This is a genomic window from Microbispora sp. CA-102843, assembly GCF_050936215.1.
Classification (GTDB): domain Bacteria; phylum Actinomycetota; class Actinomycetes; order Streptosporangiales; family Streptosporangiaceae; genus Microbispora.
Genome location: NZ_JBNJNF010000001.1, coordinates 1,589,995 through 1,603,619, shown reverse-complemented (window position 1 = coordinate 1,603,619; position 13,625 = coordinate 1,589,995). Strand labels below are relative to the sequence as shown.

Here is a 13,625-nt window from a genome sequence, read left to right as displayed (position 1 = left end):
CGTCCCCACAAAAGCGACCATCTCTCACCATGGAACTGACAACGTTGTCTAGGGCCGTGAAATGGGAGATGATCCCTGCGTGGGAGAGACGAGACGCGGCCGTCCGACCATGAACGACGTGGCCGCGGCGGCCGGTGTGGCGCTCAAGACCGTCTCCCGCGTCGTCAACAACGAACCCGGCGTCAACGCCGCGACCGCGGGACGGGTGCAGGCCGCCATCGAACGGCTCGGCTACCGCCGCAACGACAGCGCGCGCATTCTGCGGCGGGGCCGTACCGCGAGCATCGGCCTGGTCATCGAGGACGTCGCCGACGCCTTCTACTCCAGCCTCAGCCGGGCCGTGGAGGACGCCGCGCTGCACCACGGCTGTCTGCTGTTCACCGGGTCGTCCCGGGAGGACTCGGCCCGCGAGCGCGACCTCGTGCTCGCGTTCTGCGCCCGCCGGGTGGACGGGCTGATCATCGTGCCGGCGGGGACCGACCACGGCTACCTCGCGCCCGAGTTCGAGGCCGGGATCAAGGCGGTGTTCGCCGACCGGCCGCCGGGCGCGGGGTGCGAGGCGGACACCGTCCTGTGCGACAACGCGGGCGGGGCCCGGACGGGCACGGCCCACCTGATCGCGCACGGCCACCGTCGCATCGCCTTCCTCGGCGACTCCCCCGGGATCTTCACCGCCGCCGAACGGCTGCGCGGTTACCGGCAGGCGCTGACCGCCGCCGGCCTGCCGTACGACGAGGGCCTGGTGGCCATGGGGCCGCCGCACCCGGCGCGGATGCGGGCCGACATGACCAGGCTGCTCACGGCGTCCGACCCCCCGACCGCGTTGCTGACCGGCAACGGCCGCACCACCGTGGAGACCCTGCGGGCGCTGGCGTCGCTCACGGACGCCGCCGACGCGGGCGCCGCGGGCGGCCTCGCCCTGGTGGGGTTCGACGACTTCGAACTGGCCGACCTGCTGGGCATCACCGTGGTGGCGCAGGACCCCGCCCGGCTCGGCCGTACGGCCGCCGACCTGCTGTTCATGCGCCTGTCCGGGGACGAGGGACCGACCAGCAGGATCGCACTGGCTACACGGCTGGTTCCGCGGGGCTCGGGCGAACGCCCTCCCCTGCCCCGCCGGGACCGTACGGCGAGCTGACCCGGCTCAGCAGGTCGCCGCGCAGCGCGAGCACGACGGCGAGCACGCCGCAGCCCGACAGCGCGATGGCGAGGTGGGCGGGCACGAGTTCGGCGAGGGCGCCCGCGGCGGCGGCGCCCAGCGCCTGGGCCGTCATCAGGCCGGACGTCTGCAGGCCGAACGCCTGCCCGCGCGCGGCCTCGGGAACCGCGTCGAGGAACCGCCGCTGGAGCCCCAGGTTGTAGGCGAGCCCCGCCGCAGCCAGGGCGGCCAGCGCCGCCGCCCAGGCAACCCCCGGGCGGGCGGCGAACCCGATCAGCGGCACGCCCAGCAGGAGCGCCAGGGGGAAGGTCAGCCGTTCGCGCACGGCGGGCGGGGCGAACCTGCCGACGGCGAACTCCCCCACGCCCATGCCCGCCGCCGCTGCGGCCAGCACGACCCCCGCGCCCCACGCCGATCCCTCACCCGTGAGGTAGGGCACGTAGACGGCCTCCGCGCCGATCGAGAGCATCGGCGGCAGCCACCCGGCCAGCAGCAGTCCCCGGACAGCGCGGCCGGCCAGCAGCGCCCGGTTGACCCGCAGCGTCGTCCGTACGGCCCCGGCCCGGTGACTCAGGGTGGCGTGTGAGGCACGCGCCGGGCGGTCGCGCAGCCCGAACCGGGTCAGCACCGCGCTGCCCAGCGAGAGCGCGGCGGTGATCAGCAGCGCCCTGTGCGGGCCCGTCACGGCGAGCAACCCGCCGCCGACGGCCAGCCCGGCGACCTGCGCGCCCGCCGAGGTCGTGGTGAACAGCGCGCGGCCGAGCACGTACGCGTCTCCCGCCAGCAGGTCGGGCAGCACGGCGGTGCGCGCGGCCGAGAACAGGGGTGTGGGCACGCCCGCGGCGAACACCAGCGCGAGCATGACCCCGATCGGCAGGTCGCCGAGGCTGAGAACCAGGCACGTGGCCACGCGCAGGAGGTCGCCCGCGACCATGAGGGCCCGCGGGCGCCACCGGTCGGCGAGCGACAGCAGGAGCATCCCGCCCGCCACCTGCGGCAGGAACCCGATCATGTACGCCAGCGCGGCCAGCCCCGGCGACCCCGTCCGCGCGTAGACCAGCACGGAGAACGCGAGCATCTTCACCGTGTCACCCAGGACCAGCAGAAGCTGGCTCCCGAACAGCACGCGGAACTCCGCGACGGCGAAGCACGCCCGGAACGTCGATCTCTCCTGGTTCGCGGCCACGGTCACGGCCCACCTCCCGGCGCCCATGCTCGGCGCGCCGCCTCCGGCCGCGCTAACGTTTCGGAAATGGCCGAAGGGTGAGCGTGTGTACCGGATCGAGGTGAGCCCGCAGGACATCGCCGCCAGCCGTTTCGCGATCTCCCCGCTCAACGAGACCATGCACGCGATGTGGATGCTGTCGGGGCGCACGCAGGCGGGCGCGCACGCGTCCTGGGCCGCGACGGCACGCCCTCGCTTCGCACGGCTGCTTTCCGGCAGCCCGGGTGCGCGGGCGCTGGTCGCGCTGTTCCGGCAGGGCGCCTACAACGCCGACTTCATCGCACCGCCGCCCACCGGGGTCAACGTCGCCTTCGCCGAGGAGATCGCGGCGATGCGGGCCACGCCTCTGGAGCGGGCGCGGGCCGAGATCGCAATGTCGCTGGACGGGTGGCCGCCTCCGCCCGCCGAGATCGTGGAGGTCCTGGAGCACGACGACGTGGTCGCGCTCCTGGCCGACGGGCTTGAGCGCACCTGGACCGAGCTGGTCGCGCCGCAGTGGCCGCGCTTCCACGCGATCCTGGAGCGCGACGTGATCCAGCGGGCCGGGCGGCTGGCGACGTACGGCTGGGCGGCGGCTCTCGACGACCTCGGCCCGCGGGTCCGCTGGCGACCGGCGTCGGCCTCCATCGAGGTGGCGACCCTCGGCGACCGGGACGAACGGCACCGGCTCGGCGGACGCGGCCTGCTGTTCCTGCCCAGCCTCTTCGTCCGCAAGGTGATCGCCTATCTCGACGAGGCATGGCCGTACGCGCTGGTCTATCCGGCGCGCGGGATCGCGGCCGCGCACCCGCGGGCGGGCGGCGCGGCGGCGCTCGCCGGGCTGGTCGGCAGGTCGCGGGCCCGGATCCTGGCCGAGCTGGAGACCCCGGCGACCACCACGCAGCTCGCCGCCCGCCTCGGGCTGGCGCTCGGCACGGCCGGCGGCCACCTGACCGCGCTGCGCGCGGCCGGGCTGGTCGCCGGCACCCGGGTCGGGCGGCAGGTCCTCTACCGGCGCAGTCCTCTCGGGGACGCGCTGGTGACGGGCCGTCTGGACTCCTGAGACTCCGCCCCTGAGAGCCGGCCCCTGAGAGCCGGCCCCTGAGAGCCGGCCCCCGAGAGTCCGCCCCTGAGAGTCAGCCCTTGAGCGCGCCCGCCATGAGACCGCGCATGAAGAACCTGCCGAGCAGCACGTAGATGACCATCGTGGGGATGGACGCCAGGATCGCCGCCGCCATCTGCTGGCTGTACGGCGTCGTCACGGCGCCCGCGATGTTGTTGAGCATGACCGTGGTCGGCCAGGAGCTCGGCCCGGTGAGGAAGACCGCGAACAGGAAGTCGTTCCACATCGAGGTGAACTGCCAGATGATCACCACGGCGAACGCCGGGCCGGAGACCGGCAGCACGATCGACCAGAGCGTCCGCAGCATCCCCGCGCCGTCGACGCGGGACGCCTCGATCAGCTCGTCGGGGATCGTGACGTAGTAGTTGCGGAAGATCAGCGTGCAGATCGGGATGCCGTACACCACGTGGGCGAGGATCAGGCCCGGGATGCCGCCGTACAGCGGCACGCCGAGCGTGTCGCCCAGGTTCACCATGAGCTGCACCAGCGGGATCATCACGCCCTGGTAGGGGATGAACATGCCGAACAGGAACAGCGTGAACAGCACGTCGGCGCCGGGGAAGCGCCACTTGGACAGCACGTACCCGTTCAGCGACCCGAGAGCCGCGGAGATCAGCGAACCGGGGATCGCGAGCAGGAAGCTGTTGACGATGCCGGGTTCGAGCTTCTCCCAGGCGACGCTCCACGCCTCGGTCGTCCACACCTTGGGGAGGTTCCACGCCTGCGTGGGGTCGGCCTCGCTGAGCGGCTTGAAGCTGGTGACCAGCAGCACGTAGACCGGGATCAGGAAGACCAGGACGAACAGCAGCAGCAGGACGAGCCGCACCCACGTGCCGGCCCGGCCCTTCTCGCGGACCCGGGCGGCGGGCGCCGTACGGGGGGCCTTCTCGGCGGCTTGCGCGGTCATTGACGCTTCCCCTTACGGGCGTCCCAGATCAGATAGGGCACGACGAAGATGACGACCGACAGCACGATGTAGGACGCGATCGTCGCGCCCTTCGCCGGGTCGTGGGAGTCGTAGACCGCCGTCCACATGAACGTCGCGGGCACGTCGGTGATGATCTGCTTGCCCGACACCGCGACGACGAGGTCGAAGACCTTCAGCGAGATGTGGCCGAGGATGATCAGCGCGGACAGCGTCACCGGGCGCAGCATCGGCAGCACCACGTGCCGGTAGACGCCCCACTCGCTGCAGCCGTCGACCCGGGCGGCCTCCCGCAGTTCTTCCGGCACGCCCCGGAACCCGGCGAGGAACAGCGCCATGATGTATCCGGACATCTGCCAGATCGCCGGGATCGCCATCGCGGCCATGCCCCAGTCGGGGTCGCGGAACCACTGCCACTGCAGGAAGTCGAGCCCGAGGTAGTGGAAGAGCCGGTTGAGCCCGACCGCCTGCTCACCCGTCGCGCTGTTCATCAGCCACCGCCAGACCACGCCGGTGGCGATGAAGGAGACGGCCATCGGGAACAGGTAGACGGCGCGGAAGCCGCTCTCCGCCCGGATGCCCTTCTCCATCAGGAAGGCCAGGAGCCAGCCGAGGACGAGCGCGCCGCCGACGAAGGCCACGGTGAAGATGATCGAGTGCCGGACCGACAGGCCCCAGCGCTCCTCGCTCCAGATACCGGTGAAGTTCTCCAGCCCGACGAACTTGCCGGGGATCTCCGCGATCTCGTCGTGCTTGTCGGTCATGGCGAGCTTGAAGTTCCAGCCCAGCAGGCCGTACACGAAGACCGCGATGAGGATGATCGACGGCGACACCAGGAGTAGCCCGGGCAGCCATCTGCGCACCCGCGTCACTTGTACCTCTCAGAAGTCAAGTACGGCCCACGCCGTTGTGGACACAGCGTGGGCCGTACGAGGAGATCAGCTCACTGGCCGCTGTTCTTGGCCGCCGCGACCAGCGCCTGCTGGAACTTGGGGACGTCCTTGTCCTGCTGGAACAGGCCGACCGCGTCGGTGATGGCGGTGCGCCACGCGTCGTTGGCGACCACGCCGTGCTGGATCGAGCCGGCCAGCTTGTCGCTCGACCACTGCTCCAGGTCCCAGGACAGGTAGTCCTTGTAGAGGGACTGGTCGGCGTCCTTGCGGGCCGGGATCGAACCCTTCAGCGGGTTGAACGCGTCCTGTCCCTCCTTGCTGGCGGCCACCTTCAGCCACGCGATCGCGCCGTCGCGGTTGGGCGCGCCCTTCGGCAGGGTGAAGCTGTCCGACAGCCACATGAAGGTGCCGTCCGTGCCCGGCGACGCGGCCCAGTCGAAGTCCTTGTGCGACTCCTTGCCGAGACCACCCTCCGGCGGGTTGTGGAAGTAGCCGTAGGCCCAGTCGCCCATGATGTTGAAGGCCGCTTCGCCGTCGGCGACCTGCTTGGCCGCCGGCTGCCAGTCGTCCTGTGGGCTGCCCGCGTACGACAGGATGGTCTTGAAGTTCTCCAGCGCCTTGGTCACGTTCGCGTTGGCCCAGTCGGCGTTGGCCGTCCACAGGGCGTTGTAGGCGTCGGTGCCGAGCGAGCCGAGCAGCACGGACTCGAGCAGGTGCACCAGGGTCCACTGCGAGCCGATCGACAGCGGGATCTTCCCGGTCTTCTTGACCTTCTCGAGGTCGGCGACGAACTCCTCGATGGTCTTCGGCGCGCCGTCGATGCCGGCCTTCTTGAGGACCGAGGGGTTGAACCACAGGACGTTCGACCGGTGGATGTTCACCGGCACGGAGTAGACCTGGCCCTGCACCGAGATCTGGTCGATGAGCTGCTGCGGGAAGACCTCCTTCAGCTTCAGCTCGTCGTACAGGAAGTTCAGCGACTCCAGCTTGCCGCCCTTGATGTAGCCCTGGAGCTCGGCGCCGGCGTGACCCTGGAAGGTGTCCGGGGGCTGGTTGGCCTGCAGCTTGCTCGACAGCAGAGCGCGGGCCTGGTCGCCAGAGCCGCCCGCCACCGCGGCGTCGAAGAACTCGAAGTTCGGGTTCTGCTTGGCGAAGATCTCACGCATCGCCTTGAGGCCGTCGGCCTCACCGGGACCCGTCCACCACGAGAAGACCTCGACCTTCTTCTGCGCGGCCTGACCGCCTCCGCTCTCCTTCTTGTCACCGCCACCACAGGCGGAAAGAGTGAGCAGACCTGCAACAGAGACCGCGACGGCCGCCATCCACCGTCGTCTCATCGCAACATTCCCTTCAGGCTTTTCACGAGGATTTCGGGCCCCCGAAGACACATATAGCTGACAACGTTGTCAGCAGGCCCCATCAACCCACTTCCACCGGCACGCCGTCAAGTTTGTGCCGATAACGTCTCTGCATACGGGCCCTGGCGAGGTGTTAGGGGTGTGCGTCAAAGCAATCGCCGCGACCGAGGCCCGGGAAATTGTCGGCGCGGGCGCTCACACTGCAGGCATGACGGTCACAGAACAGGGGGGACCTGATCATCTGTCGGAGGACGACCTGCCGGACATGGCGGACGTCGAGTCTCCGCAGTGGGCGCGGCACTTCGGGACGATGGCGGGGCTGGGCTTCCTCACGGTCGCGCGGCGACTGCCCCGGCTGATCCGGCAGGCACTGGGCATCGCCTGGGAGGCGAGCCCCCGCGACACCGTGGCCACGGTCACGCTGAGCACACTCGGCGGCGTCTTCACCGCCTTCGGCCTGCTCGCCACGACGGGCGTGCTGACCGCGCTGTTCCAGGCGGGCCCGACTCCGGAGCGGGTCCGGGCCGCGCTGCCCAGCCTGCTGCTCGTGGGCCTGGCCGCCACCGCGCGCACGGCCCTGCAGGCCGGGGCCGGTTGGGCCCAGTCCCGGCTCGAACCCCAGGTCAGCCGGATCACGGAAGAGCGTCTCTACACGCTGACCAGCCGGGTCGACCTCGTCTGCTTCGACGACCCCGAGTTCCACGACGCGTTGCAGCGGGCCCGCATGCGCGGGATGCAGATGGCCGAGATGGTCGTGAGCACGGCCATCGACGCGCTGTCGGGCCTGGTCGGCATCGTGGCCGCGGCGGGCGTGCTGGGCGTGCTGCATCCCGTGCTGCTGCCCCTGCTCCTGCTCGCGGTCGTCCCCGACGCCTGGGCGGCCGTCCGGGCCGCCAGGATGCGCTACACGACCGCCCTGGTGCTCATCCCGGCCAGACGGCGCAAGTGGATCATCGAGGAACTGCTGGCGGACAAGGACACCGCGGCCGAGGTCCGCACGTTCACCATGCGCGGTTTCCTGCTGCGGATGTTCGACGCGGTCGCCAGGGGCGAGCAGCGGGTCATGGTCGACCTCGCGCGGCGGCAGACCGTCGCCCGCGTGCTCGGCGAGGCGCTGGGCGGCCTGGGGCAGGGCGCGGTCTACGTCGCGCTCGGCCTGCTGCTCGCGGCGGGGGCGGTGCCCCTCGCGGTGGCCGGCACCGCGGTGCTGGCCATCAGGTCCGGGCAGACGTCGCTGTCGAACTTCATGTACGCGACGAACCGGCTCTACGAGGAGGGGCTCTACTTCACCGACTTCCTTGACTTCATCGCGCACGCCGAGGGCCGCATCCCTGCCGCCCGCGACCGGACGGCCCCCGACCGCTTCGGCCGCATCACGGTCGAGGACGTCACCTTCTCCTATCCCGCCTCGCCGGCGCCCGCCCTGCGCGGGGTGTCGGTCTGCATCGAGCGCGGGGAGGTCGTGGCCCTCGTCGGGGAGAACGGCTCGGGCAAGACCACCCTCGCCAAGATCCTCGCCGGGCTGTACGAGCCGGACGGCGGCCGCGTCCGGTGGGACGACGTCGACCTTTCCGAGGTCGATCCGGACAGCCTGCGCCGCAGGATCGCGGTCATCGCGCAGGACCACACCCGATGGCCGTTGACCGCCCGCCACAACATCACGATGGGCATGGAGAAGGGCGAGACCGAGGTGACCCGCGCCGCCGAGGTCGCCGGCGCCGACCAGGTCATCGCCGAGCTCCCGTACGGCTACCGCACGCTGCTCGACCGCCGGTTCAAGAACGGCCAGGAGCTGTCGGGCGGGCAGTGGCAGCGGATCGCGGTGGCCCGCGGGTTCTACCGGGACGCGCCCCTGCTGATCTGCGACGAGCCCACGGCCGCCCTCGACGCCAGGGCCGAGCACGCGTTGTTCGAGCGGATCCGGCGGCACGCCGACGGCCAGACCGTGCTGCTCATCACGCACCGCCTCGCCAGCGTCCGCTACGCCGACCGCATCTACGTGCTCGACCACGGCAAGGTCCACGAGCACGGCACGCACGAGGAACTGATCGCCCTCGACGGCCTCTACGCCGACCTCTACAACCTCCAGGCCGAGGCGTACCGCACGACCTGAGCCGCACGCCCGGCCTGCCCACGAGCGGGCCGGGCACGGTCACCCATGCGTGCCCTCAGGACGCCTGCTCGCAGTCGGGCAGCATCTCGCGCATGGTCCGCACGTCCTTGTAGTACTGGATCTTCCGCTGGATGGCGCCCTGTTTCTGGCGCAGGTCGGCGACCTGGGCCTCGACCTTCCGGTCGTGCTCCTCCAGCAGCGCGATCCTGTCCTGGATGGTGTGCTCGCCCTGCCGTACGAGCTGGGCGAAGCGCAGCATCTCCGCGATCGGCATGCCGGTGTCCCGCAGGCAGCGGACCATGCCGAGCCAGCTCACGTCGTCCTCGGTGAACCGCCGTTGGCCCGCCGCGTTACGGCCGACCGGCTCCAGCAGCCCGATCCGTTCGTAGTACCGAAGGGTGTCGAGGCTGAAACCGGTCTCCTCGACGACCTGTCCAGGTGTGTACACGGCCACGCCGTTGATCCTGTCACATCGAATCTCGTGCGTATGAAGGCTTTTCCCGTACATCTGGGTTGTTCCTGTAGGTGTTTCGCAAGCGGATCGCAACTCGCGGGTTTATAACGGGTCCTGCCACGTACGATCCGGTGCCCGCGCCTCCCCAGGGAGCGTCCGGGCGGCGTCCCCGATGGAGACAGTGAGAAATGCCCGGCATCCCCCGCTCAATCGCCGGTTTGGTGGCCCTTTCCGCTGCGGTCCTGCTGTCGGCCCCGATGACCCCGGCCGCCGCGGCGGCACCCCGCGACCACCTGCCCTGCCGTCCCGGCAGCGGCCCGCATCTCGCCGGCCGGGACCTCACCCGGATGACGCTGCCCGCCGACCTGTCCTGCGCGGACCTCCGGGGCGCCAAGCTGGACGGCCTGACCGTGCGCAGCCCGCTCGTCGGGGCCGATCTGAGCGGAGCCTCGCTCAAGGGGGCCCACCTCGGGAGCGCCCAGATGGCCGGGGCCAGGCTGCGCAAGGCCGACCTGTCCGAGGCCGAGCTGTACTACGCGGACCTGCGCGGCAGCGACCTGCGCGAGGCGACAATGGACGACTCCTCGCCCTACTACGCGCATTTTGAGGGGGCCGACCTGAGCGGGGCCACGATGGCGCGGGCCAAGGCCTACGACGCGCAGTTCGACGACGCGAAGCTGGTCGGCGTCGACCTGACCGACGCCGCCGTCTACGACGCGGACATGCGCCGGGCCGACCTCAGGCGGATCAAGGCGGCGAAGGCCAGGCTCTACGGCGCCACCTTCATCAAGACCGTCCTGCGGCAGGCGGATCTCAGCGGCGCGGAGTTGTACGGGTCGGTCATGACCGGCGCGGACTTCCGGGGCGCCGACCTCACCGGGGCCGATCTGCGGGACGTCAGGAACGCCCGGCTGGCCGGGAGTAAGGGTGTGCCCAGGTTCCTGCCGGAGCCGGACCCGTCGTGCGAGCCCGGCAGCGGTCAGGACTACCGGGGCTGGGACCTGACCGCGGTCGCGGACTTCCCCGACGACCTGAGCTGCGCCGACCTGACCGGCGCCAAGCTGGACGGCGTCGACCTGACGGGGGTCAAGCTGAACCGGGCGATCCTCCGTGACGTCTCCGCCGTCGGGACGAGCCTCCGCTCCGTGAAGGGCGCCGACCTGCGAGGCGCGCGACTGCGGCGCGCCAAGCTCGGCAGCGCCGATCTCGTGGGGGCGAACCTGTCCCGGGCGGACCTGTCGGACGCGGCGCTCGGCAGCGCCAACCTGACGCAGGCCAAGCTGGTCGGCGCCGACCTCCGCGACGCGGAGCTGAGCAGCGTCACGGCCGACCAGGCCGACTTCACCGGCGCCAGGATGGACCGGGCGTACCTCCACAGCGGGAAGTATCGGGACGCGGTCTTCCGCAAGGCCACCTTGACCGACGCCGACGTGTCCTCCGCCGAACTGCGGGGCGCCACCTTCCAGGACGCCGAGGTCACCGGGCTGAACCAGGACTTCGCCGAGGACATCGACCTGTCGGGGTCCTCCAGCCGGCTGTCCGTCGGCTGGCTGATCTTCTTCGGGATCGCCGGCCTGCTCGGCCTCTGGATCGTCGTCGGGCTGACCACGGCGAGGGTGCGGCGGCGGAGAGTCGCCAGGGAGCAGGCCGCCGAGAGAGCGGTCCGGTTCGAGGACGCCAGACGCGCCCAGGAGGAGAACGTGACCCGGCTGGGCGAGGAGATCGACAGCATGACGGACCGGACCGGCGAGGTGGACTGGAACGCGGTCCTGGACGCCTACGACGCGGCGAAGGAGGCGCTGGCGAACGCCCACGACATGAGCGACCTGACGGACGTCGAGACCATCGTGGCGCGCGGCCGCAAGGCCCTCACCCGCCGCCGGTGAAAGCCGCTTGCGCTGGAGTGCGCTCCAGGCGGCAAGGTGGCCCTCATGAGAATCGCTCTGGGGACGATCCCCTTCGGGACCACCGTGGACGAGGCGACCTCGTTCGCCATCCTCGACCGCTTCGTCGAAGGCGGCGGAACGATCCTCGACACGGCCAACAACTATCCGTTCTGGCAGGAGGGCGCGACCGGGGACGAGAGCGAGACCACCATCGGCCGATGGCTCGCCTCCCGGCGCAACCGGGACCAGGTGGTGATCAGCACCAAGTGCGGCGCCCGCCCGTCCGTGCCCGGCGCCCGTACGCTCGACGCCGCCGAGGGCCTGTCCGCCGGTGTGATCCGGGCCGCGATCGAGGGCAGCCTGCGGCGGCTCGGCACCGATCACGTGGACGTGTACTGGGCCCACATCGACGACAGGTCCACGCCGCTGGAGGACACGGTCGCCGCCTTCGACGAACTGGTGCTCGCCGGCAAGGCCAAGGAGGTGGGCGCGAGCAACCACGCGGTGTGGCGGCTGGAGCGGGCCCGCTCACTGGCGGCGGCCCGTGGCGGCACCCGATATGGCCACGTGCAGCTGCGCCACTCCTACCTCCGCCCCCGCCCCGGCGTACGGCTGCCCGAGGGCGGGCACACCCTGGTCACCGAGGAGCTGCTCGACTACGTGCGCTCCGAGGGCGACCTGACGCTGTGGGTCTACACCTCGCTGCTGGGGGGCGCGTACGCCGGCAAGCCGCTGCCGGAGTACTACGACCACCCGGGCACCACCGGGCGGCTGGCGGTGCTGGACGAGGTGGCGGGCGAGCTCCGCGCGACGCGCAACCAGGTCGTGCTCGCCTGGCTGCGGGCGCAGGACATCGTCCCGATCGTCGGCGTCAGCTCGGTCGCCCAGCTCGAAGAGCTGCTCGTCGACGTCAAGCTCGACAACGAGCAGATCGCCCGCCTCGACGCCCCCGCCTGACACCAGGACTGCTGTGCGCCTGCGGCGGGGGTCGAAGCCGGCCCCGCCGCAGGCGCCCTTCGGCCGGTAGATCTTGTGGAGCTTTTGAATGAGCGTTTAGGATCCTGATGGTGCCGCGCATCACGGCGCAGACGACCGCCTCCGACGCGCTGCGCGTGTACTTCGAGACGAACCTCGAGTTCATGCGCCTGCACCGCGACAGCGCTCGTGGAGATCATCACCCACGATCGCGATTCGTACGCCAAGCAACAGGACACCGTGGCCCCTGATCCTGGCACTGCTGCCCGCCCTGCTGGGCGGCGCGGCCGGGCTGGTGCCGCTGGTCTCGGTGTACGGACTGGTGCCGGGCACGGACCCGCATCGCCGCGCGGGTAACCCGCTGCGTACCAGTGAGGACGACGGCGGCCTGACCGGGCTGGCCTATCTGATGCTGGCGCTGGTGCTCCTCACGGGCGCGCCCGCGGCGCTGGCGGCGCTCCGGTACGGCTGGGCTGGCGTGGCCGTCGGCGTCGTGACCGGCGTGCTGTGTTACTGGGGCTTCGGCCTGCTCACCGAGCGGCGACTGCGGTCGCACGGCCCGGAACTGCTGGACGTGATGCGGACCGGCCGCAAGCCGCAGACGACGATGAAGTCAGTCCCGCTTCGAGCAGCTGTCCAAGACGCAGAAGACGATCGCCTGGTGGTGCTTCGGCTTCGGCGCCATCCCGCTGGTCCCCCAGGGCATCGTCGCCGCCGTCTTCGTGGCCAACGGCATGCTGCGCCACAGCTGGTTCCTGGCCACATATATGCCCTCCGGGCTGCGCTACCCCGTCGCCGCCGCCTTCGTCGCGCTCGGGCTGGCGATGTACGGCACGGGCGTCTGGGTCGTCAAGCCGCGGTCACCTCGATGAGACGGCGGCGGGTCGCTAGAGCCCGAGCAGGCTGTCGATGCCGGCCTTGATCTGGTCCTCCGTCAGGCCGCGTTCGACCGTGAGGTGCTCGAACAGGCTCGGCACGAACGGCGCGAGCAGCAGATGAGCCAGGACCGCTGGGTCCGATTCGGGTCTCATCTCGCGCAGCAGCATGGACACGTGCGTGTGCATGGTGAGGTAGGCGCCGCTCTGGTAGCGGGCTCCCGGTGAGGCGGTCTCCGCCGCCCGCATGATCTCGCCCTGCTCGGTGATCCGGTCGGCGACCGTGTGAAGGAAAGCGCGCAGTCGATCGGCGGGCGGGGCGCCGGGGCCGAGAGGCGGTGGACCGGTCATGAAAGCTTCCTGGAAGCGCTGCTCGCCGTCGTCGAGCACCGCGAACAGGAGGCGGCTCACGTCACCGAACCGGCGATAGACGGTGCCGACGCCCATGCCCGCGGCGTGCGCCACCGCGTTCATGGTGACGGCTTCCGGGCCCTGCTCCGCGATCAGGCGAGCGGTCGCGTCGAGGATCTTCCGCCGGTTCCGGGCGGCGTCCGCGCGCTCCGGCAGGGCCTGTCCGGTGACGGAAAGCTCGGTGCGGGGCATGGTCCCGAGGCTACCGGACGAGAGATCCACCAGCGGGTTGCAAACCGGATAGTTATC

General features: G+C 71.0%; 12 protein-coding genes. 6 read left to right on the top strand and 6 right to left on the bottom strand.

All coding sequences use genetic code 11. From position 1 onward, the window contains the following. Positions 1-79 precede the first annotated feature (79 nt). Positions 80-1,138 carry a LacI family DNA-binding transcriptional regulator gene (locus tag ACQEVJ_RS07425; RefSeq protein ID WP_433098496.1) on the top strand — a complete coding sequence of 353 codons (1,059 nt, stop codon included), beginning with the start codon at positions 80-82 and terminating at the stop codon, positions 1,136-1,138. Here ACQEVJ_RS07425 and ACQEVJ_RS07420 read toward each other — a convergent pair. Continuing rightward, positions 1,068-2,351 carry an MFS transporter gene (locus tag ACQEVJ_RS07420; RefSeq protein ID WP_433098494.1) on the bottom strand — a complete coding sequence of 428 codons (1,284 nt, stop codon included), beginning with the start codon at positions 2,349-2,351 and terminating at the stop codon, positions 1,068-1,070. The two genes, ACQEVJ_RS07425 and ACQEVJ_RS07420, sit on opposite strands and share 71 nt — an antisense overlap. A 79-nt stretch (positions 2,352-2,430) precedes the next feature. On the opposite strand from ACQEVJ_RS07420, the gene ACQEVJ_RS07415 reads away from it, so the two are divergent. Continuing rightward, positions 2,431-3,426 (top strand): helix-turn-helix domain-containing protein, encoded by a 996-nt coding sequence (locus tag ACQEVJ_RS07415; RefSeq protein ID WP_433098492.1) that lies wholly within the window; start codon positions 2,431-2,433, stop codon positions 3,424-3,426. Positions 3,427-3,499: 73 nt separating this feature from the next. Here ACQEVJ_RS07415 and ACQEVJ_RS07410 read toward each other — a convergent pair whose 3' ends face one another. From ACQEVJ_RS07410 to ACQEVJ_RS07400, 3 genes are all read right to left on the bottom strand, one after another. Beyond that, a complete protein-coding gene (locus ACQEVJ_RS07410) occupies positions 3,500-4,393 on the bottom strand; it encodes a carbohydrate ABC transporter permease (RefSeq protein WP_433098490.1) in 894 nt (297 codons plus the stop codon). Further along, a complete protein-coding gene (locus ACQEVJ_RS07405; protein WP_433098488.1) occupies positions 4,390-5,274 on the bottom strand; it encodes a carbohydrate ABC transporter permease in 885 nt (294 codons plus the stop codon). Before ACQEVJ_RS07405 ends, ACQEVJ_RS07410 begins: the two co-directional genes overlap by 4 nt. An 80-nt stretch (positions 5,275-5,354) precedes the next feature. Beyond that, positions 5,355-6,641, bottom strand: coding sequence for an ABC transporter substrate-binding protein (locus ACQEVJ_RS07400; RefSeq protein WP_433098486.1), 1,287 nt, complete (start codon positions 6,639-6,641; stop codon positions 5,355-5,357). Between the two features lie 229 nt (positions 6,642-6,870). On the opposite strand from ACQEVJ_RS07400, the gene ACQEVJ_RS07395 reads away from it, so the two are divergent. Then, positions 6,871-8,775, top strand: a complete 1,905-nt coding sequence (locus ACQEVJ_RS07395) for an ABC transporter ATP-binding protein (protein ID WP_433098484.1) — start codon at positions 6,871-6,873, stop codon at positions 8,773-8,775. A gap of 55 nt (positions 8,776-8,830) precedes the next feature. On the opposite strand, the gene ACQEVJ_RS07390 is transcribed toward ACQEVJ_RS07395, so the two are convergent. Further along, on the bottom strand, positions 8,831-9,229 hold the full coding sequence (locus ACQEVJ_RS07390) for a MerR family transcriptional regulator (protein WP_433098482.1): 399 nt from the start codon (positions 9,227-9,229) through the stop codon (positions 8,831-8,833). Positions 9,230-9,450: 221 nt separating this feature from the next. Between ACQEVJ_RS07390 and ACQEVJ_RS07385 the strand changes: the two genes are divergently transcribed. From ACQEVJ_RS07385 to ACQEVJ_RS07375, 3 genes are all read left to right on the top strand, one after another. Next, on the top strand, positions 9,451-11,115 hold the full coding sequence (locus tag ACQEVJ_RS07385) for a pentapeptide repeat-containing protein (RefSeq protein ID WP_433098480.1): 1,665 nt from the start codon (positions 9,451-9,453) through the stop codon (positions 11,113-11,115). Between the two features lie 45 nt (positions 11,116-11,160). Then, complete coding sequence (locus tag ACQEVJ_RS07380) at positions 11,161-12,072, top strand: aldo/keto reductase (RefSeq protein WP_433098478.1); 912 nt, start codon at positions 11,161-11,163, stop codon at positions 12,070-12,072. A 740-nt stretch (positions 12,073-12,812) separates the two neighbouring features. Further along, entirely contained in the window at positions 12,813-12,962 is a 150-nt protein-coding gene (locus tag ACQEVJ_RS07375) for a hypothetical protein (protein WP_433098476.1), read from the top strand. A gap of 15 nt (positions 12,963-12,977) precedes the next feature. On the opposite strand, the gene ACQEVJ_RS07370 is transcribed toward ACQEVJ_RS07375, so the two are convergent. Further along, positions 12,978-13,568, bottom strand: a complete 591-nt coding sequence (locus tag ACQEVJ_RS07370; protein ID WP_433098474.1) for a TetR/AcrR family transcriptional regulator — start codon at positions 13,566-13,568, stop codon at positions 12,978-12,980. Between the last annotated feature and the right edge of the window lie 57 nt (positions 13,569-13,625).

Excerpts from the sequence above, each read along its gene's own strand:
- ACQEVJ_RS07410 (WP_433098490.1), bottom strand. The coding sequence starts at position 4,393 with ATGACCGCGCAAGCCGCCGAGAAGGCCCCCCGTACGGCGCCCGCCGCC.
- ACQEVJ_RS07400 (WP_433098486.1), bottom strand. The coding sequence starts at position 6,641 with ATGAGACGACGGTGGATGGCGGCCGTCGCGGTCTCTGTTGCAGGTCTG.
- ACQEVJ_RS07395 (WP_433098484.1), top strand. The coding sequence starts at position 6,871 with ATGACGGTCACAGAACAGGGGGGACCTGATCATCTGTCGGAGGACGAC.
- ACQEVJ_RS07380 (WP_433098478.1), top strand. The coding sequence starts at position 11,161 with ATGAGAATCGCTCTGGGGACGATCCCCTTCGGGACCACCGTGGACGAG.
- ACQEVJ_RS07370 (WP_433098474.1), bottom strand. The coding sequence starts at position 13,568 with ATGCCCCGCACCGAGCTTTCCGTCACCGGACAGGCCCTGCCGGAGCGC.